Source organism: Acetoanaerobium sticklandii (genome assembly GCF_000196455.1).
GTDB lineage: Bacteria > Bacillota > Clostridia > Peptostreptococcales > Filifactoraceae > Acetoanaerobium > Acetoanaerobium sticklandii.
On record NC_014614.1, the window covers coordinates 528,346 to 547,806 of the forward strand.

Below are 19,461 nucleotides of genomic sequence, written 5' to 3' on the forward strand. Positions count from 1 at the left end.
TAAAAAATTATAACACAAAAAAATTTTAAATAACACCCTTTAATTACAAAAAAGTAACAGTTTGATTTTTTTGAAAACAAAATCAATTATGTGCTGTATAATGATTAGTGTATTATTACAAACAATACACTAATTGTGTACATTATAAAAAAAGGAGAAAATACAATGGGTTTAGAAAAACTAAAAAATCGTTTCAAAAAAACTAGTGAACAGGATTCAGTAAAAGAAGAGAAGAAAAAGTTTTTTAAAGGCAAGAAAAAAATTATCATCCCAGTACTTATAATAGTGATTTTAGGAGCCTCTATTTTTGCATGGAGCAAAAGTAAAGGAGAACAAAATCCTATGGTTACAACTATGCCTCTTACAAAAGGAACTATAGAGCATAGTCTATCCATAACTGGAAAAATAGAAGGAACTGACAGTGCAGAAATTTCTTCATCACTAAATTATGAAATAGTTCAAATCAATGTTAAAGAAGGAGATTATGTAGAAAAAGGTCAAGTATTAGCTGTACTAGATGATAAGGATTTAAAGCAAGAAATAAATCTATCGCAAAAGGATTTGGAGCTAGCTGAACTACAATATAAAGAAAATATAGATTCAAAGTCAAAGCTAGATACTTCGACAGCTTCTGCTAATATTTCTGTGAATCAATCTCAGATAGAATACGATGAAGCTAAAAGACAGCTTGAAATAAAAAAAGCACTATTTGAAAGTGGAGCTATTCCAAAGGAAGAATATACTCAAGCTGAGATTAGCGTTCAAAAATCAGAAATAGCATTAGAGCTTGCTAAGGATGGGCTTAGAAAAGCAAAATTGGATGTACAGAAAACTATAGATGAACAGTCGCCTAAAGCTTCTGACAAAAAAGCTCTAGAAATAAAAAGAGAGCAATTGAATCAGAAACAGCAGGATTTGGAAAAGGTGTATATTAAAAGCCCAATAAGCGGAACTGTTACTAGAGTTAATGCTAGATTAGGAAGAACTCCTCAAGCCAGCGATGACAATAAACCTCTGTTTGTAGTAGAAAATCTATCTGACCTTAGAATGAAGGTATCTATAAGTGAATTTGATATCGGAAGCATAAAAGCAGGTTTAGGAGCTGAAATATCTGCAGATGTGCTTGGCAGTGATAAAGTAAATGCTCTTGTATATAATATTTCACCAACTGGAGAGCCTAAGGAAGGTGGAAACAGCAAGGAAATGGTTATACCAGTTATACTTGATATAGTAGACGAGGACCCAAGACTAATAGCTGGAGTTACTGCTTCTGCAAAAATTATGATTGAGCAAAAAGATAACGTATTTAAGGTGCCTTATGAAGCTGTTTTAGAAGAAGATGGAAAAAATTATCTAGTGATAGAAAAAGATAACGTTCTAAAAAGAGTGCCTGTTGAGCTAGGACTAGAAAGCGATGTAGAGCTTGAGGTCATATCATCAGAGCTTAAGGAAAATGATTCAGTAGTACTATCTCCTGATCCAAGCTATATAGATGGAATGAAGGTGGAGAAAATGCCAGAAATGGGAGCTGAAATCAAGACTGAAAATTAAGATTAATAATTAAGCAAGAGCAATCCTGACTATTCAAGCAGTAACAATTGCTAATGTAGCTACAGGAGTCTTGCATACTAATTATAAAAGGAGAAAGCTATGCAAACTTCAGTGGAAAGTAAAAACTCAGAAGATGTTTTATTGGAGCTAAAAGAGTTATATAAGATTTATATAATGGGAAGTGTAGAGGTTCAGGCACTAAGAGGCATCGATTTGACTATAGAAAAAGGTGAGTTTATATCTATAATGGGAACCTCTGGTTCAGGTAAATCAACTCTAATGAATATAATAGGATGCCTAGACGGACCTACAAAGGGAAACTATTTCTTAGAGGGAATAGATATTAAGGAAAAATCAGAGGATGAGCTTTCGTTTATAAGAAACCAGAAAATTGGCTTCGTATTTCAGTCGTTTAATTTAATTGCAAGAACCTCTGCTGTAAAAAATGTAGAGCTACCAATGATATATGCAAAGATGCATGCGAATGACAGACATGAAAGAGCCAAGCAGTTACTTGAAAAGGTAGGACTTGGAGATAGAATTCACCATATGCCAAATGAGCTCTCAGGTGGGCAAAGACAAAGAGTGGCAATAGCTAGAGCTCTTGCCAATGAGCCACCTATAATGCTAGCTGACGAGCCAACTGGAAACCTAGATTCGAAATCGAGTATAGAGATTATGGAGATATTTAGGAATCTAAATGAAGAAGGTAAAACTGTTATCATAGTTACTCATGAGAGAGATATAGCTGAGTATACAGATAGGATAGTTACCTTTAAAGATGGACAGATAGTAAGTGATGAAAGAAGGTAAAAAATGTTACTTATAATGGAAAATATAAAGCTTGCCCTGTCTAGTATACGGGCTAATAAAATGAGGTCATTTTTGACTATGCTAGGTATAATAATAGGTATTTCATCGGTTATTACCATAGCATCTTTAGGTGAAACCTCAAAAGCTGTTATTGCAAAAGAGTTTGAAGCCTTTGGAAAAAACAGAGTAGTAATTTACATGCCTTACTCGGAAGAAATAAGAGATTCGGATTACTTTACAATGGAAGACATAGATAAAGTAAAAGCAAAATATAAGGAAGATATAGTTTATCTTGCTCCATCTACTTATGAAAACACTGAAGCTATAAGTGGAAGAAAAAAAGCAAAGGTTAGTACAGAAGGCGTTGCAAATGGCTATGAAAAAATGGTCAATATGGACCTTGTTAAAGGAAGATTTATTACAGAGGCTGATATCAAATCCAGAAGATATGTAAGTGTCGTGGATAAAGCTATGGCAGATAAAATTTTCCCAGGAGAAAACGCTGTTGGAAAAACTATTAGAATATCTGTAGAAGGTCAGCCAGCAGATGCTAAAATAGTAGGTGTATATGAAAAGAAAAAATCCATTTTTGATGGAATGATGAGCTCTGATAGCACTACAATGTATATGCCCTACTCGATTTTTTCATCTCAGCTAATGTACATGGGTAGTATAGATATGAAAATAAATGAATCTAAATCTTCCATAGAAGTAGGAGATAGTATTGCTAATTTTCTAGCTAAAATGAAAAAAAGAGAGCCTGGGTTTTATATTGTAAATACAACTCAAGGCGAGCAAAATAGTATAGATCAGATACTGAGCACTCTTTCACTTGCCATAGGAGCTATAGCGGCTATTTCCCTTTTGGTAGGAGGAATAGGTATTATGAATATTATGCTAGTTTCCGTAACGGAGAGAACTAAGGAAATAGGTATTAGAAAATCTTTAGGAGCAAGAAGAAAAGACATTTTACTCCAGTTTTTAGTTGAGTCTATGATAGTCTCGGCAACGGGAGGGATAATAGGAACAACTCTTGGAATAGTCTTTGCTTCTATTGTTTCACTAGTTTTATCAGTTCCTCCAGTTGTTTCACCAGGGATAGTGATTATTGCCGTAGTGTTTTCTGCTGTAGTAGGTATGTTCTTTGGAATTTATCCTGCAAACAGAGCTGCAAAACTCGACCCTATAGATGCCCTTCGTTATGAATAAGCAGATTGTATAAAAAATATCTTGGATTAGTTATTAATTTGTAACATAAATATAGTATATTTGATTTATAATGATAAAGTATAAAAAGAGAGTAAACTTACTCTCTTTTACTTTGGCTATTACAATTTATACAAAACAAATGAAACATAAATCACATATGGTTTGTGCGCTTATATCATTTCAGGAGGTCATGATGAACAAGTTCAGACAATCGATTTTTATTTTTATATTTTTAGCTTTATTTAGCTTAATAACAGCAACTACAAGCTTAGCGGCGCCTTCTACAGTACAGATATTTGTGGATGGGGTTCCACTTATGACTGACCAGCCGGCAGTGATTAGAAACAGTAGAACTATGGTTCCATTTAATGCTTTATTTTCAGCTCTTGGAGCTACTGTTATTTGGGATGAACCTCAGCAAAAGGTAACAGGTACAAAAGGGGATTTAAAAGTAGAATTATTTATTAATAAAACAGGTGCAAAGGTAAATGGACAGTCAGTTACTATGGACACTCCTGTTCAGATTATAAATGGCAGAACTATGGTGCCACTTGCTTTTGCTTCATCATATTTAGGCTCAAGTGTAGCGTGGGATGGTGTTAATTATGCTGCTTACGTATCTACGGGGCTAGCTCCAGATATATTTCAGCCTACTATACCAGGAGTGGGCCCGGTTGTTCCTCCTGTAGTAGACCCAGTAGTACCACCTACTGTTCCAGGCATTACAGCACCAGCAAAGGATACAGCTCCAAAATCAAATGTACTATCAGGGACCTATGTTGCTGAAAACCTAAGTAAACAGCGTTTTGCTATTCAGTTTAACAGCTCAATGAATGCAGATATCAAAGGAATCACCTCAGGTACTATAGGCAAAGGTACTTATACTGTAAGTGGAAGCTCAGTTACCATAAGCTCAGATTTAATCAGTGGAACCTTTAATATGGAAGAGCTTACTTATAATGGCAGGAAAATCATACTGCTAAAAGATACTTCAAGCACTGGTCAAAAGACTCTAGCGATGACTCCAGTTTCGTATGAAGAGTTTGCAAAAGCTTATGTTTCAAAGTAATTTCAAATAGCAGGATTTTAAATCAATAAGAATTTCGAATAAAATACTTCCAAGTAGATAGTGTAATTATACTTACATCATCTTATTTGGAAGTTTTTTTGTGCTAAAAAGTTATTTTTAGACAATTTATTTTTGTTACTCTTTTTTAACATTAGAATTGCATTAATTATGTGATTTTACTATTGATACCGAGCGCTATGTGGTGTAGAATAGAAAAGTAATTCTTAAAATGAGTGAGCACTCACTTATTTTTATTTATAATCCACTAAGGACTTATAGAAATACTGATAACTACATATTACTTCGTGGACTTTAATATTTATTTCTGTATAGAAAGGCAGTTGATTAAGTGAAAAAATCGGAGCAGACGAAATTGAAAATATCATCTGCAGCTTGTGAATTGTTTTGTGAGAAAGGATATTCAGCTACATCTACTAGTGAGATAGCAAAAAGAGCTGAAGTTTCTGAAGGTACTATTTTCAGATATTTTGCAACTAAGAAAGATTTGCTCTTATATATAGCAACTTATGGAATAGAGATGTTTGCAGAAGATATTGCGATTAAGCCTCTCGTTGATTTATCTGAGAAATATAAGGATGAATCCATAGAAAAATTTTTATATGAGCTTGTAATGAATAGATACAAACTCATGGAGGAGCATAAGAGCATTATCATGATATTTATGAATGAGCTTTCATTTCATAATGAGATTCAGGAATTATTTAGAAAAGAAATAGGAGAAAAGGTCAATGATATATTAACAAAATCCTTTGATAACTTTTTTAAGCGTGGTGTATTTAGAGATGATATAAATACAAGAAGCGCTATGAGATACTTCTCCGGCATGATTTTTGTTATTTTTATGGAGCATGTACATGGCATGAGAGATGAAAATGTAAGTATTGAGGAGGACGTAAAAATAGCAATTGATATTTTCTTAAATGGAGTTAGAAATAGAAACTGATTTTAGCACACGATAACATTTACGATACATTTTAGGAGGTAATTATGAAGAAACTTAAATATTTGATTTCTGGAATCTTGATGATTTCACTTGTAGTTTCAGGCTGCAGTAAAAAGGCTGAACCAGAGGTGGTAGAAGAAAAGAAGATAACAGTAGAAACTATGCAGTCTGTACTTGATGATATATCGGTTGAAACGACAATATCAGGTTCGTTTAAAGCATCTGACGAGGTAGATGTGGTGCCGAAGGTTATGGGCAAGGTCACAAACGTTTCTGTAAAAGAAGGACAAGTAGTAAGTAAAGGACAAGTGCTTTTTACTTTGGATTCTCAAAATGCTCAATCAGCAGTTAGAAATGCCAAGGCAGCTGTTGAAAATGCTCAAACAGCAGTAGAAACTGCCAGAATATCTATGGAAAGAGCTGAGCAGCAATACAACAACGCAGTGCTTAATTATGAAAGAAGCAAACAGCTTTATGATGCAGGAGCTATACCACTTACTCAGCTAGAGCAAGCAGAACTTGCAGCTTCACCACTTAGTTTAGAGCTTGCAAAGACTCAGTATTATCAAGCTCAAGTTGCTGTAGATACAGCAAAAGGAAGCCTTTCTGATGCCAATATAGCACTAGGTGATTTTACTGTTACAGCACCTATAAGCGGAACAATAACAGCTGTAAATGTAAATTCAGGAAATGTATTTGGAGGGGGACCAGCAATTAAAATTTCTAATTTAGCGAATCTCACTATGAAGGTAGATGTATCAGAGAATTTAATTAAATATTTTGTAGTTGGAGAAGCTATGGATATTAATGTTAAATCAGCAGGAGACACTATTTTATCAGGTAAAGTTAAGGAAATACTACCTCCAAGTCAAGGAAGCTTGACATATCCTGTGGAAATTTTAGTTTCAAACCCACCTAGCGAAGTAAAAGCAGGTATGTTTGCAGAGATAAATATAACTACAGAGTCTAGAAATCAAGTAATAGCTATTCCATCTGAAGCAGTGGTAGTAAAAGAAGGAAATACAATTGTTTATATTATAGAGAAAGATAAAGCAAAATTAATTTCAGTAAAGACAGGGCTAGACAATGGTAAGATGGTAGAAATCACTGAAGGCTTAAACGAAGGTATGGAAGTAGTTGTAAAAGGACAAAATTTCCTAGAGGATGGGGCATTAGTCAGCGTTGTAAAGCAGGAGGAATAAATTATGTTTGTATCGGGAATGTCGGTTAAAAGACCAGTAACAACAGTTATGTTAATGCTAATAGCGGTACTTCTAGGGCTTGTGTCTTTAAACAGGTTGCCGGTGGATTTATATCCCGAAATAGAAGTCCCTGTAGCTATAGTTAGTGTGGATTATTCTGGAGTAGCTCCAGCTGAGATGGAAACTCTGGTAACAAAGCCTCTAGAACAAGTACTTTCAACGGTTTCGGATTTAGATGCAATAAGTTCTTATTCTAGACAAGGAAGCTCAATTATAATAGTTCAATTTCAATATGGAACCAATATGGACTTTGCAGCTCTAGAGATGAGAGAAAAAGTTGATATGGTAAAAGGAGCCTTGCCTGATGGATCAGGAACTCCTATGGTGCTTAAAATTGACCCTAACGCAATGCCAGTAATAGCACTTAGTATGTCGTCTCAAATGCCTATAGATAAGCTTCAAAGCATAGTTGAAGATGATATATCAAGTAGAATAGAAAGACTAGATGGAGTTGCTTCAGTTTCATCTTCTGGTGGAAAAGAAAAAGAAATCAGAGTTGAACTTAATCAAGCCAAGCTCTCAGGATATGGCCTAAGCATAGCTCAGATTCAAAATGTGCTGAGAAGTGAAAATCTAAATCTTCCTGGAGGGACAGTTAAACGAGGAGATCAAGAGCTGATTGTACGTACTACAGGTGAATTTAGAACTGTAGATGAAATAAGAAATATCCCGCTTACACTTAGAAGTGGAGAGAGTATAAGACTTTATGACGTTGCATCTGTTGAAGAAAAATATAAAGATATTAATTCGATGTCTAGATATAATGGAGAAAGCAGTATTTCTCTTAGTGTAAGTAAGCAATCAGTTGCAAATACAGTTAAGGTTGCTGAATCTGTATTACTAGAAGTAGGTAAATTAAAAGCAGAATATCCAGATATAAATATGGAAATTGCTATGGACCAAAGTGAGTTTATAAACAAATCTATCAGCAATGTTGTAGCTAGTGCAGTTGGAGGAGGACTTTTAGCTGTTATAATCTTATTCCTTTTCCTTAGGAATATAAGATCTACATTTATTGTAGGTATAGCAATACCAGTATCTATAGTAACAACTTTTGCACTTATGTATTTTGCTGATTTAAGTATAAACCTTATATCTCTTGGTGGATTGGCACTTGGAGTAGGGATGCTCGTTGACAACTCGATTGTTGTGCTTGAAAACATCTACCGTTTAGCTGAGCAAGAAGGCTATCAAATGGAAAAAGCTGCAATTGAGGGAACAAAGCAAGTAGGTATGGCGGTTTTTGCTTCGACATTAACTACTGTAGCAGTTTTCCTTCCAATTGTTTTCGTAGAAGGATTTACGGCGATTATATTCAAGCAGCTTTCATACACAGTTACATTCTCACTTTTATCGTCGCTGGTTGTTGCACTTACAGTAGTTCCTATGCTTAGTGCAAAAATACTAAAAGTCGGTGAAACGAAAAAAAGAGAGCATAAAGGATTTAGCTTAGGTAGAGTTCTAGATGTTTTTAGTAATGGAATAGACTGGGTAGCTAAAAAGTATTCAGGGTTACTTAGAACTGCTCTGTCTCACAGAAAGCTTTCAATAATTTTAGCTGTTGCTCTACTTATATCATCTGTAGCACTTGTATCTATGGTTGGGTCTGAGTTTTTCCCTGCTGAGGATGAAGGAAGCTTTACGGTTGATATTGAAATGCCGTTTGGAGCAAGCTTAGAGGATACGGACGCCTTGGTTAAAAAGGTCGAAGCTATAGTAGATGAAATACCTGAAAAAGACGATGTGTTTTCAAATATTGGAAGCACAGGAAATCAATTTTCACTATCGGCCACTAATTCATCTCAAGTAAGCGTTAATCTAAAAGATAGTGATGAAAGAGATAGAGCTACAAAGGAGATTGTAGAAGAGGTTCGTAAGAAGGTTGAATTGATACCAGGAGCTAAGATAGAAGTGAATGAAAGTTCTTCTATGTCTGGTGGTGGTGGAGCTCAAGGAAGTCCGATTAGCGTTGTTATAAAAGGGGACAATCTTGAAACCTTAGAAGATCTTGGATTAGCATTTAGAGATATCATAAGAAATGTTCCTGGCACTACTGAAGTTAAACTAGACGTTGAAGAAGGAGAACCAGAAGCTAGAATAATTGTTGATAGAAATAGAGCCTCTATGTATGGAGTAAGCGTTGCAGAAGTAGCAAATGGGCTTAAAGCTTCTATTGAAGGGGTAAAAGCAACTACCTTAAAAACTGGCGAGGATGAGATTGATGTAGTTATATCACTAGATGAAGGAACAAGAAGCTCAATAGAAAATATGAAGCAAATTGAAATATTTACTGCATCTGGTAAGAAAGTTACAGTAGGTCAGATTGCTGATATTGAGTTTGATAATTCACCTACTCAAATTGCTAGAGCAAATCAAGTTAGAACTATTAGTGTGAATTCAGACATTAGTGATAGAGACCTTGGATCTGTAGTTGCAGATATAGAAAAAGAGCTTGAAAAATACCCTCTGCCTGATGGTTATTCATATGAATTTAGTGGTGAACAAGAGCAGATGGCTGAAGCGTTTTCAGGTCTAGTTCTAGCACTTTTATTATCGCTTATTATTGTATATATGATATTAGCTTCTCAGTTTGAATCCTTGCTTCATCCATTCACTGTAATGCTAAGTGTTCCATTTGCACTTTCAGGAGGCTTCATAGGATTGTTTATAACTGGTAAAGCACTTTCACTACCTGCATTTATAGGAATTATAATGCTAGCAGGTATAGTTGTTAATAATGCAATCGTGCTTATAGATTATATCAATCAGCTAAGAGCAAAAGGAATGGAAAGAAATGATGCTATAATCAAGGCAGGTAAGGATAGATTCCGTCCTATCATGATGACCACTCTTACTACAGTTCTTGGACTTTTACCTATGGCGATAGGGCTTGGAGAAGGTTCAAACACTATAGCACCTCTAGCTATAGTCGTGGTAGGAGGACTTTCACTATCCACTGTCCTTACTCTATCGTTTATACCTGTAGTATACACAGTTTTTGATGGAGGAAGCAGGAGATTTAAAAATCTAAAATCAAAATTTGGAAATAGAAAAAATAAGAAAAAACTAGCAAACGAACAAGCATAAAAAAAGTGGTGCATTGCACCACTTTTTTTATTACCTATAATTCAATTGGATTTTCTGTAACATTTTGAAGATTAGCTTCTAAAGCAGCAACTAGAGCATCATCTTTTACGTAGATTAGATTATTATCTACTATATAGTCCATCAAAGCTTTGACTTTAACAGGGTCTTGACTGAGTTTTGCATCGGCAATTCGCATAGTGTGCTTTTTACCGCTAGCTTTTTCAAATACTAGATTTAATGTTGTCTCCATGATTTACCTCCTTATTAGCTTTGTGTAATTTTACTTGTTTCGATTCTTGTGAATTCTGCTATAGGCGAGTTTTGAACTTCCTCAAGCATAGCTTTTAATCCATAAACCAGTTCATCAGTTACTGATGAAGTTATGTTGTTTATGGTTCTTGTTTTAAACATTTCCTTCCCATCTGTATCCACGCCTGTAAGATACTTGAGTCTAATTGAGCTTGGCATTGAAATTTTTTCTATCATTTAACTCCCTCCTTTCACAAGTGTATATGCATGAAAGTTCAAAAAGGTTGGTTAAAAAGTAAACTACATAAAAATGTGATATAATATTAAAGATATGGATATAAACATATTGAAAATATTAATAAAATACGGAGGATATTATGCAGACTGTGAAGAAAGCTATAATACCGGCTGCGGGACTTGGGACTAGATTTTTACCTGCGACTAAAGCACAGCCAAAGGAAATGCTCCCTATAGTTGATAAGCCAACCCTGCAATATATAATAGAAGAAGCAGTAGCTTCAGGTATAAAAGAGATTCTTATCATTACTGGAAGAAATAAAAAATCAATAGAAGATCATTTTGATAAATCTGTGGAATTAGAGCTAGAATTAGAACATAAAGGAAAACTAGATTTACTTGAAATGGTTAGAAATATAAGCAATATGATTAATATACATTATATAAGGCAAAAAGAGCCTAATGGATTAGGGCACGCGATTCACTGCGCTAAGAGCTTTATAGGGGATGAGCCATTTGCTGTTATGCTTGGCGACGATGTAGTAGATGCAGAGAAACCATGTCTAAAGCAGCTTATAGAAGCCTACGAGGAATACCATACTACGATTTTAGGAGTACAGCAGGTAGCAAATGAGGATGTGAATAAGTATGGTATTGTTGATGGAAGATATATAGAAGATGGTATATATAAAGTTAAGGATTTAATAGAAAAACCAGATATAGAAACCGCACCATCAAATATAGCAATCCTTGGAAGATATATAATAACTCCAGAAATATTTGATATATTAGAAAATACAAAGCCAGGCAAAAATGGAGAAATTCAGCTTACCGATGGATTAAAGACTTTGTGCAAGAATCAAGCTATGTATGCCTATGTATTTGAAGGCAAGCGCTATGACGTTGGAGACAAACTAGGTTTCTTAGAAGCTACTGTTGACTTTGCACTAAAGAACCCTGAGCTTAGAGATGGGTTTTTAGAATATATGAAAAAAACCGTTAGCAGCAATATGTAATAAAATTGTAGTCTTAGAGAAATAATTTTACATTATAATTATATTTAAATATTGAAAATTAGGGTTGAATCTTAAGTGAACTTAGAGGAGGGGTAGCTATGACACGTGGAAAAAAAGCAGCATCGATACTGCTTTGCAGTGCAATGGTATTTTCAAGCTTTGCAACTTCATTTGCAGCATCATACACTGACATGTCAAAACACTGGGCTGAAAGCTATGTTCAAAACATAAAGGAAAAGCAAATTATCAGTGGGTATGAAGATGGGAGCTTTAAGCCAGATAAATCTGTAAGTAGGCTAGAAGCTATAATTATGATAAGTAAGATGTTCAGTGTTAATCAGATAAACCAGATTTACGCATCTAAAAAAGATGCATGGGAAGGCAAGCTAGTCAGCTATAAGATTCCAGACTGGTCGTGGCCTTATGTAGTTTTTGCTGTTGAGAATAACATAATTCCAGGGACAGATGATTTTTTATCAAAAATAATGAATCAGTCAGAAAAGAATGTTCAAAATGCAGCACTTCGTTATGAGGTTATGGTTTATATGGTAAGAGCATTAAACTGGGAGTCAGAGCTTGGAAAAACAGCTGTTTTGAAATATAAAGATATTCAAACAATACCAGCTCAAGCAATACCTTATATAGATGTAATGATAAAAAAAGGTATCATAGGTGAAAGTGGAGATCAAAATGGGAATTTTGGTGCTCAAAGACCGGTCACACGTGCTGAGATGGCTGTAATGTTAGCCAATGCATATAAGTATGTGAGTCAGTTATCACCGACTATTAATACTGACACTGCTCAAGTAGATAGCAACAACGTTACAAATGTGCAAATGCCTAGCACGATTCCTTCTACAGGGACTCAAGCTGTTGTTAATAATTCGCTAAGTGTCATGGACGGTACCGTTGAGCTTGTGACCTCTGTTGGAGATTACACTAGCTTTACAATTTCCTCAGCGTCAGGAGTATTTCACTCATTTGGAAATAACAATTCTATGATTCAAATAAAGATAGGAAATTCACCTGCAAGTCTTTCAGACTTAAAAATTAAGGATAAAGTTAAAGTTCTTTATGAGGAAGGCAATAAGGCGAGAAATATAATTATAGCTGATAAGGAACAAAAGGTTACAGGTGTATTTAGTGGAACTGGAATGGGAACAACAATTCAGCTTCTATCAGATGGACAGGTTCAAAGCTATGTATATGATGCTACTACGAAGATAACCTTGGATGGTATAAATGTTGATTTATCTCAAATCAGAGCTAACGACCAGATAGAAATATTTGTGCTTTCAGGCAAAGCTACTGAAGTTAAAGCCTATTCATCAAACAAAACTGTATATGGCACAGTGGCTGATATTAGAAGTAGTAGTGTAGTAATAGAAGAAAATAATAGAGAAAATCAGTATGAGGTTGCGGACAATGCTCTTATTACTAAAAATGGCTCAAGAGTATACAATTTAAATGAGCTTGGTATAAATGACCAAATTACAGCCGTAATGCAAAATGGAAAAATCACATCAATAGAGGCTGCGAGTGTCAAGTCTAGAATAAGAAAAGGGGTAATTAAGCAAATTCTTATTTCTTCAACTAAGACTCAAATTATAGTTGCGGATTCTGATAATAAGGATTATACCCTAGATGTAAATATAAATACGCAAGTTAGAATAGATGGCAGACGCTCATCTGTAAATGACCTTAAGCTAGGTTATGAAGTGGATGTTTATCTAGACGGCAATATAATTGAAGAAATTTCTGCAGATGGAAGCTATAAGCAGTCCATGTATGTAGGAAAGGTCGTATATCATGACGACAGAGACAGAATTATCGAAATGAAGGATTCAGATGGAAATACTATAAAAGTGTATTATGATAGTAGCACTATGATTGAAGATATAAAAACTGGAAACACCTTAAGAGCAAGACAGATATATAAAGGTGATGAAGTAACTATAGTTGGCATAGAAAGACTAGGCGGTCTTGATGCTACTAGAATCATGGTTAGCATGCAGTACTATTAAAACTAGGAGGAAGAAGATGAAGATATTTTTAGATACAGCAAATGTTGAAGAAATTAGAGAAGCAGCTAGTTGGGGGATTGTAGATGGAGTTACGACAAATCCTTCGCTTGTAGCCAGAGAAAAAAGAGATTTTAATGAAGTAGTTCAGGAAATATGCTCTATAGTAGACGGACCTATATCAGCAGAGGTTATATCCCTAGAGGCAGAAAAGATGATTTTAGAAGCTAGAGAAGTAGCTGAAATTCATCCAAATGTAGTTGTGAAAATTCCTATGACTGTAGATGGCTTAAAAGCAGTGTCTGTTGTTTCAAAGGAAGGCATAAAGACTAATGTTACTTTAGTATTTTCAGCTAATCAAGCCCTACTAGCTGCTAAAGCAGGAGCTACTTATGTTAGCCCTTTCCTAGGCAGACTAGATGATATAGGAACTGAAGGTATGAATTTGGTTAGAGATATAGTAGATATATTTGATATTCATGGCTATGATACTGAGGTGATTGCTGCAAGCATTAGAAACCCAATGCACGTTACTGATGCAGCTTTAGCTGGAGCTCATATTTCAACTATTCCATTTGGAGTTCTAAAGCAAATGACAAAGCATCCGCTTACTGACATCGGAATCGAGAAATTTATGCAAGACTGGGAAGGCGCATTTGGTAAATAAGAACCTAGAAATAAAGCTTTCATATTATTAAATTCTATAGCTTTAAATTACTCATAAAAAATCCTAGATTATCATCATCTACAACTAACAGCTTGTAGATGTAATCTAGGATTTATTTTTTTAGAAAAGTGATTGATAAAATATAATATGTTAAGATTTGAATTTTAGTTATTGCTGATCTCTTTTTCTCATTTCAATAAGATCATTTTTAAGCTCCCAAAGCTTTTCTGATAAGTCTACTTTGTATCTTTCTGGAGATGAAATTCTTAAATATTGTGGCCAGAAAGAATCCTTTTCTTTTTGAGCATATTCTTTTATTTCTTTTACTTTATATCTATTAGTAGCAAGCTTGCCATCTATAAACAAAGGCTCAAGCAAATCTTTTGTGTAGTAGTTGTAGAAAATCTTAGTTTTCCAAGTATAAACTGGATGGAAGACTTTTAGAGGCTTTGATTCATCAATAGTCTCATCAGCAAGCATCATAAGGTCAGCTTCAGCTTTGTTTGTAGTTTTGTTGTAAATTCTAACTACTCTTTTATAACCTGGATTATTTATTTTTTGAGGATCCTCAGATAGCTTAATTTTAGGTACTAGCTCACCGTTTTCCATAGCCGCACTTAGCTTGTATACACCACCAAGTGATGGCCAGTCGCTAGAAGTTATTAGCTTTGTTCCTACTCCCCAGATGTCGATTTTAGCTCCTTGTGATTTTAAAGTGGATATAGCATATTCGTCTAGGTCGTTAGATGCTGTTATCTTGACATTAGGGTATCCAGCGTCATCCAAGATTTTTCTTATTTCCTTAGAAAGATATTCTAAATCACCAGAGTCTATTCTAACGCCCAGTGGCTCATGACCATTTGCTCTTAACTCGTCAAAAACCTTTATAGCATTAGGAAGTCCGCTTTCTAGAGTGTTGTAGGTATCGATAAGCAGCATGGTCTTGTCTGGGTAGGTAGTTGCATACGCTCTAAATGCTTCTAGCTCTGTTGGGAATTTTTGCACCCAGCTATGAGCATGAGTTCCAAGTATAGGAAGCTCGAATTCTTGACCAGTAAGGACGTTTGAAGTTCCTACACATCCACCTATTACAGCAGCTCTAGCGCCATAAAGACCAGCATCTGGTCCTTGAGCACGTCTTAGCCCAAATTCCATAACAGGGTCACCGTTTGCGCTGTAGCATACCCTAGAGGCTTTTGTTGCTATAAGCGATTGGAAGTTAACCATATTTAGTATAGCTGTTTCTATTAATTGAGCCTGAGCAGCAGGAGCTTTTACTCTTACTATAGGCTCATTTGGAAACATTATTGTACCTTCTCTTACTGCATATATTTCTCCTGTAAACTTAAAGTTAATAAGATAGCTTAAGAAATCTTCTCCAAACAAATTTAAGCTTCTAAGGTAGTCTATATCTTCCTCAGAAAATTTTAGGTTTTCGATGTAATCGATTACCTGCTCTATGCCAGCGATTATAGTATAGCCTCCAGAGCTTGGGTTTTTTCTGAAAAACATATCGAATACTAGAATATCTTCATGAATATTGGATTTAAAATATCCATTCATCATAGTTAGCTGATATAAATCTGTCAGCATTGTCAAATTTCTCATATGATAAACACGTCCTTTAGATTATTATGTTAAAACATGATTCATATAGAAGACACCATCTCTATAATATTATTAATTAAGCTAGAGTGTCTGAATTTAATAGTACATAATCTAATTTTATCAGTATTTAGAATAAAGACAACATTAAAATCAATTGTTTATTCTTTAACGATAAATTGGCTTAAAATAAGGCTTTAGAGCTTAATTAACTAGGCTTTGATTGACATAAATTTTTGGTTATTGTATGATAATTTTTATATACTTTAAATGATGGGAGTGATTGTTTTGTCAAATAAAACCTTTTATGTAACGACACCTATATACTACCCGAGCGGAAGACTTCATATAGGTCATACCTATACTACAGTAGCAGCTGATGCTATTGCTAGATATAAGAGATTTACAGGCTTTGATGTACGTTTTTTAACTGGAACTGATGAGCATGGAGAAAAAATCCAAAAGACAGCTGCTGAAAAGAAAATGATGCCTAAGGATTACCTTGACGGCATGATAGAGGATATAAAGAAACTATGGGAAACTATGGAAATCTCCTATGATGATTTTATAAGAACCACAGATGAGAGACATGAAAAAGCAGTTCAAAAGATTTTTCAAAAGCTTTACGATAAAGGAGATATTTATCTAGGAGAATATGAAGGCTGGTACTGTATTCCTTGTGAAAGTCTATGGACAGACACGCAGGTAGGAGAAGAGCACCTTTGCCCAGATTGTAAAAGAGAGGTTCAAAAGAAAAAGGAAAGCTCTTATTTCTTTAAATTATCAAAATACCAACAGCCACTAGTTGATTATTATAATTCTCATCCAGATTTTTGTTTTCCTGAGTCAAGAAAAAATGAGATGCTAAACAACTTCATAAATGCTGGGCTAGATGATTTATCCGTATCTAGAACTACATTTGACTGGGGAATAAAGGTGCCTTTTGACGACAAGCATGTTATTTATGTATGGATAGATGCACTTTGCAACTATATTACTGCACTTGGATATCTTTCTGAGGATGAAAGTCTTATGGAAAAATACTGGCCTGCTAATATGCAAATAGTAGGAAAAGAAATAGTACGTTTTCATACTATAATTTGGCCAGCGCTACTCATGGCTTTAGATCTTCCGCTTCCAGACAAGGTGTATGGACATGGCTGGATACTTTTCTCAGAAGATAAGATGAGTAAATCAAAAGGAAACATTGTTTATCCTGAGCCTATAATTGAAAGATATGGTATAGATGCTCTTAAGTACTTCCTTCTTAAAGAGTTTACTTTTGGGCAGGATGGTAACTACACAAACAGAAACTTTTTAACTCGTATAAATTCTGACCTAGTAAATGACCTTGGAAATCTGCTTTCTAGAACAGTATCTATGATAGAAAAATACAATGACAGCATAGTTCCAGAGCCAAAGGTATTTGACTCAGTTCATGCTGAGCTAAAAAAGGTTGCTTCGTCTATGCCAGCTAAAGTCGACGATGCAATGAACAGAATGCAGTTTAATGAAGCACTAGAGGAAATTTGGAAGGTAGTAAGAAGAAGCAATAAATATGTGGATGAAACTATGCCATGGGTACTTGCTAAGGATGAAACTAAAAAAGATGAGCTTGATACTGTTTTATATAACCTAGCAGAAGCATTAAGACTTGTAACAGTTATGATAAGCCCACTGCTTCATATCACTGCTAAAAAAATATTTGAGCAGCTTTCTGCTGGTGAAGAGATTAGAACTTATGAAAGTGCTCTTAGTTTTGGAGGCTTAAAGCCAGGAACAAAAGTTGCAAAAGGAGAGATACTTTTCCCTAGACTAGATATTGAAAAAGAGCTAGAGGTTATGGAAAGTATGTTTAAACCTAAAACTGAGGAGCCTGTAAAGGAAGAAGTAGAAACTAAGGAAATCATTCACAAGGATGAAATAACTATAGATGATTTTGCTAAGATGGAGCTAAGAGTAGGTAAGGTGCTAGAAGCATCTAAGCATCCAAAAGCAGATAGACTTCTTGTATTTAAGATTCAGGTAGGCTCTGAAATAAGACAGATAGTTTCTGGAATAGCTAAGTTTTATGATCCAAAAGATTTAATAGGAAGAAATGTAGTAATAGTAGCTAATCTAAAGCCTGTAAATCTTAGAGGAGTAGAGTCTCAAGGAATGATACTTTCTGCTGCTACAGATGACGATTCTAAGCTAGTAGTAATTCAAGCAGAAGGTATAGAAGATGGAGTAGAGGTAAGATAAATGAAACTTTTTGATACACATGCACATTTGGATGATGAGAGATTTGACGAAGATAGAGAGCTTTTAATTGAAAAATTAAAAGAAGAAAATGTATCGCTTGTTGTCAATCCAGGAGCAGATATGAAAACCTCAAGAGCTGCTATAAAGCTATCAGAGAAATATGATTTCATTTACGCTGCTGTGGGAATTCATCCTCATGATGTAAAGGATATAAAAGAAGAAGATTTGATAGAGCTTGAGCAGATGGCAAAGCACGAAAAGGTGGTTGCTATAGGCGAAATTGGACTGGATTATTATTATGATAATTCTCCTAGAGAGCTCCAAAGAGAGTTTTTTATAAAGCAGATTGAGCTTGCAAATAAAGTAAATCTACCTATAATAATTCACTCTAGAGATGCATCTATCCAGACCTATGAAATTTTAAAGGAATATAAAAAGGATATAGGATGCGTGCTTCATTGCTTTAGTCAAAGCATGGAAATGGCTGAGCTTTATCTTAAGCTAGGCTGTCATCTTTCATTTGCTGGTCCTCTTACCTTTAAAAAGAGCCACAAGCTAAAAGAGGTTGCTAGAAATATGCCTCTAGATAAAATTTTCATAGAAACAGATGCACCATATCTTACTCCAGAGCCATTTAGAGGAAGACGAAATGACCCAGCTAAAGTTAAATATGTAGCAGAAGAGTTATCTAATCTAAGAGCAATATCAGTGGATAAAATAGCTGAGATTACTATGGAAAACGCCATTAAGTTTTTTAATATAAGTTTGTAGAAATAACTGCAATGTTTACACAACAATAAATCCTAGATTATCATCATCTACAACCTTTATTTGTAGTGAGTAATCTAGGATTTTTAATTATGACTGTATATAAGCTTAATAAGCAATTTTTATGCTATTTTTTCAGAAACTAAAGTTCAATTTGATTTTGTTATTTTTTAGCATTAATAAACTTTGATTTTATCAGGATTGTATTTTTCAATTATACTGACGATTTTATCCTTGTCATCGCTAGGGTTTTCTACGATTAATATAAGCTCTCCACGTTCTTCTTTAAAGGATTCGTTCTTTTTGGAGAGTTTGTCGGTTGCAGAAAGAACAAATAAACCTATTAAGCTTCCTGCAGCAGCACTAGCTATAACTATAAAGAGAATTCCTGCAAAGGTGCTCATAGAGGAAAATAAATCCACCTCTACAGCCACAGCAAAAGCAACCCCAATTAGAAGTCCTAAAAAACCTCCAACCTTTGTGCTTATTCTAGATTTCTGCGCTTGTACTTGGGCAAAGTGGGTGTCATTAGTAGCTTCCTTATACTCATGCTGGGCTACAGTATAGACACGAGTGCTTTGTTTGATATTCTTTTTCACATCGAGCATGCAGTTGTGAGCTGATTTGTTATCATTGAAAAATGCTAGAATGCTAGGCATAATATGCACCTCCTCTTAATCTGTTAATTATATACCCCAA

Annotated in this window: 16 protein-coding genes; 12 read left to right on the top strand and 4 right to left on the bottom strand. The window is 34.8% G+C overall.

The annotated features are described in order from the left end of the window. Window positions 1-165 precede the first annotated feature (165 nt). From CLOST_RS02385 to CLOST_RS02415, 7 genes are all read left to right on the top strand, one after another. On the top strand, window positions 166-1,551 hold the full coding sequence (locus tag CLOST_RS02385) for an efflux RND transporter periplasmic adaptor subunit (protein WP_013360674.1): 1,386 nt from the start codon (window positions 166-168) through the stop codon (window positions 1,549-1,551). 99 nt (window positions 1,552-1,650) lie between these two features. Continuing rightward, complete coding sequence (locus CLOST_RS02390) at window positions 1,651-2,364, top strand: ABC transporter ATP-binding protein (RefSeq protein ID WP_013360675.1); 714 nt, start codon at window positions 1,651-1,653, stop codon at window positions 2,362-2,364. A gap of 3 nt (window positions 2,365-2,367) precedes the next feature. Further along, window positions 2,368-3,573, top strand: coding sequence for an ABC transporter permease (locus CLOST_RS02395; protein WP_041487080.1), 1,206 nt, complete (start codon window positions 2,368-2,370; stop codon window positions 3,571-3,573). Between the two features lie 193 nt (window positions 3,574-3,766). Further along, a complete protein-coding gene (locus tag CLOST_RS13430) occupies window positions 3,767-4,642 on the top strand; it encodes a copper amine oxidase N-terminal domain-containing protein (protein ID WP_013360677.1) in 876 nt (291 codons plus the stop codon). 349 nt (window positions 4,643-4,991) lie between these two features. Continuing rightward, window positions 4,992-5,606, top strand: a complete 615-nt coding sequence (locus CLOST_RS13435; RefSeq protein ID WP_013360678.1) for a TetR/AcrR family transcriptional regulator — start codon at window positions 4,992-4,994, stop codon at window positions 5,604-5,606. A gap of 44 nt (window positions 5,607-5,650) precedes the next feature. Beyond that, window positions 5,651-6,808 (top strand): efflux RND transporter periplasmic adaptor subunit, encoded by a 1,158-nt coding sequence (locus tag CLOST_RS02410; protein ID WP_013360679.1) that lies wholly within the window; start codon window positions 5,651-5,653, stop codon window positions 6,806-6,808. Window positions 6,809-6,811: 3 nt separating this feature from the next. After that, window positions 6,812-9,955, top strand: a complete 3,144-nt coding sequence (locus tag CLOST_RS02415; RefSeq protein ID WP_013360680.1) for an efflux RND transporter permease subunit — start codon at window positions 6,812-6,814, stop codon at window positions 9,953-9,955. A gap of 34 nt (window positions 9,956-9,989) precedes the next feature. Here CLOST_RS02415 and CLOST_RS02420 read toward each other — a convergent pair whose 3' ends face one another. Then, complete coding sequence (locus CLOST_RS02420) at window positions 9,990-10,205, bottom strand: DUF2922 domain-containing protein (protein WP_013360681.1); 216 nt, start codon at window positions 10,203-10,205, stop codon at window positions 9,990-9,992. Window positions 10,206-10,219: 14 nt separating this feature from the next. After that, window positions 10,220-10,441, bottom strand: coding sequence for a DUF1659 domain-containing protein (locus CLOST_RS02425; RefSeq protein ID WP_013360682.1), 222 nt, complete (start codon window positions 10,439-10,441; stop codon window positions 10,220-10,222). A gap of 140 nt (window positions 10,442-10,581) precedes the next feature. On the opposite strand from CLOST_RS02425, the gene galU reads away from it, so the two are divergent. The 3 genes from galU (at window position 10,582) to fsa (ending at window position 14,145) form a co-directional block, all read left to right on the top strand. After that, on the top strand, window positions 10,582-11,457 hold the full coding sequence (gene galU / locus CLOST_RS02430) for a UTP--glucose-1-phosphate uridylyltransferase GalU (protein ID WP_013360683.1): 876 nt from the start codon (window positions 10,582-10,584) through the stop codon (window positions 11,455-11,457). Window positions 11,458-11,555: 98 nt separating this feature from the next. Further along, entirely contained in the window at window positions 11,556-13,481 is a 1,926-nt protein-coding gene (locus tag CLOST_RS02435) for an S-layer homology domain-containing protein (RefSeq protein ID WP_013360684.1), read from the top strand. A gap of 16 nt (window positions 13,482-13,497) precedes the next feature. Beyond that, window positions 13,498-14,145 carry a fructose-6-phosphate aldolase gene (fsa, locus tag CLOST_RS02440; protein WP_013360685.1) on the top strand — a complete coding sequence of 216 codons (648 nt, stop codon included), beginning with the start codon at window positions 13,498-13,500 and terminating at the stop codon, window positions 14,143-14,145. Window positions 14,146-14,313: 168 nt separating this feature from the next. On the opposite strand, the gene CLOST_RS02445 is transcribed toward fsa, so the two are convergent. Further along, a complete protein-coding gene (locus CLOST_RS02445; protein WP_013360686.1) occupies window positions 14,314-15,753 on the bottom strand; it encodes a nicotinate phosphoribosyltransferase in 1,440 nt (479 codons plus the stop codon). Between the two features lie 285 nt (window positions 15,754-16,038). Here CLOST_RS02445 and metG point away from each other — a divergent pair, with 285 nt between their 5' ends. Together metG and CLOST_RS02455 are read left to right on the top strand one after the other, a co-directional pair. Then, window positions 16,039-17,994: a methionine--tRNA ligase gene (metG, locus tag CLOST_RS02450; RefSeq protein ID WP_013360687.1), complete on the top strand. Its 1,956-nt coding sequence runs from the start codon at window positions 16,039-16,041 to the stop codon at window positions 17,992-17,994. Then, a complete protein-coding gene (locus tag CLOST_RS02455; RefSeq protein WP_013360688.1) occupies window positions 17,995-18,765 on the top strand; it encodes a TatD family hydrolase in 771 nt (256 codons plus the stop codon). 173 nt (window positions 18,766-18,938) lie between these two features. Here CLOST_RS02455 and CLOST_RS02460 read toward each other — a convergent pair whose 3' ends face one another. Then, window positions 18,939-19,421 (bottom strand): hypothetical protein, encoded by a 483-nt coding sequence (locus CLOST_RS02460; protein WP_013360689.1) that lies wholly within the window; start codon window positions 19,419-19,421, stop codon window positions 18,939-18,941. Between the last annotated feature and the right edge of the window lie 40 nt (window positions 19,422-19,461).

Coding starts and splice junctions, on each gene's coding strand:
- CLOST_RS02445 (WP_013360686.1), bottom strand. CDS start 15,753: ATGAGAAATTTGACAATGCTGACAGATTTATATCAGCTAACTATGATG.
- CLOST_RS02385 (WP_013360674.1), top strand. CDS start 166: ATGGGTTTAGAAAAACTAAAAAATCGTTTCAAAAAAACTAGTGAACAG.
- CLOST_RS02425 (WP_013360682.1), bottom strand. CDS start 10,441: ATGATAGAAAAAATTTCAATGCCAAGCTCAATTAGACTCAAGTATCTT.
- CLOST_RS13430 (WP_013360677.1), top strand. CDS start 3,767: ATGAACAAGTTCAGACAATCGATTTTTATTTTTATATTTTTAGCTTTA.
- CLOST_RS02395 (WP_041487080.1), top strand. CDS start 2,368: ATGTTACTTATAATGGAAAATATAAAGCTTGCCCTGTCTAGTATACGG.
- CLOST_RS02415 (WP_013360680.1), top strand. CDS start 6,812: ATGTTTGTATCGGGAATGTCGGTTAAAAGACCAGTAACAACAGTTATG.
- galU (WP_013360683.1), top strand. CDS start 10,582: ATGCAGACTGTGAAGAAAGCTATAATACCGGCTGCGGGACTTGGGACT.
- CLOST_RS02390 (WP_013360675.1), top strand. CDS start 1,651: ATGCAAACTTCAGTGGAAAGTAAAAACTCAGAAGATGTTTTATTGGAG.
- CLOST_RS02460 (WP_013360689.1), bottom strand. CDS start 19,421: ATGCCTAGCATTCTAGCATTTTTCAATGATAACAAATCAGCTCACAAC.
- CLOST_RS02420 (WP_013360681.1), bottom strand. CDS start 10,205: ATGGAGACAACATTAAATCTAGTATTTGAAAAAGCTAGCGGTAAAAAG.
- CLOST_RS02410 (WP_013360679.1), top strand. CDS start 5,651: ATGAAGAAACTTAAATATTTGATTTCTGGAATCTTGATGATTTCACTT.
- CLOST_RS02435 (WP_013360684.1), top strand. CDS start 11,556: ATGACACGTGGAAAAAAAGCAGCATCGATACTGCTTTGCAGTGCAATG.
- CLOST_RS02455 (WP_013360688.1), top strand. CDS start 17,995: ATGAAACTTTTTGATACACATGCACATTTGGATGATGAGAGATTTGAC.
- fsa (WP_013360685.1), top strand. CDS start 13,498: ATGAAGATATTTTTAGATACAGCAAATGTTGAAGAAATTAGAGAAGCA.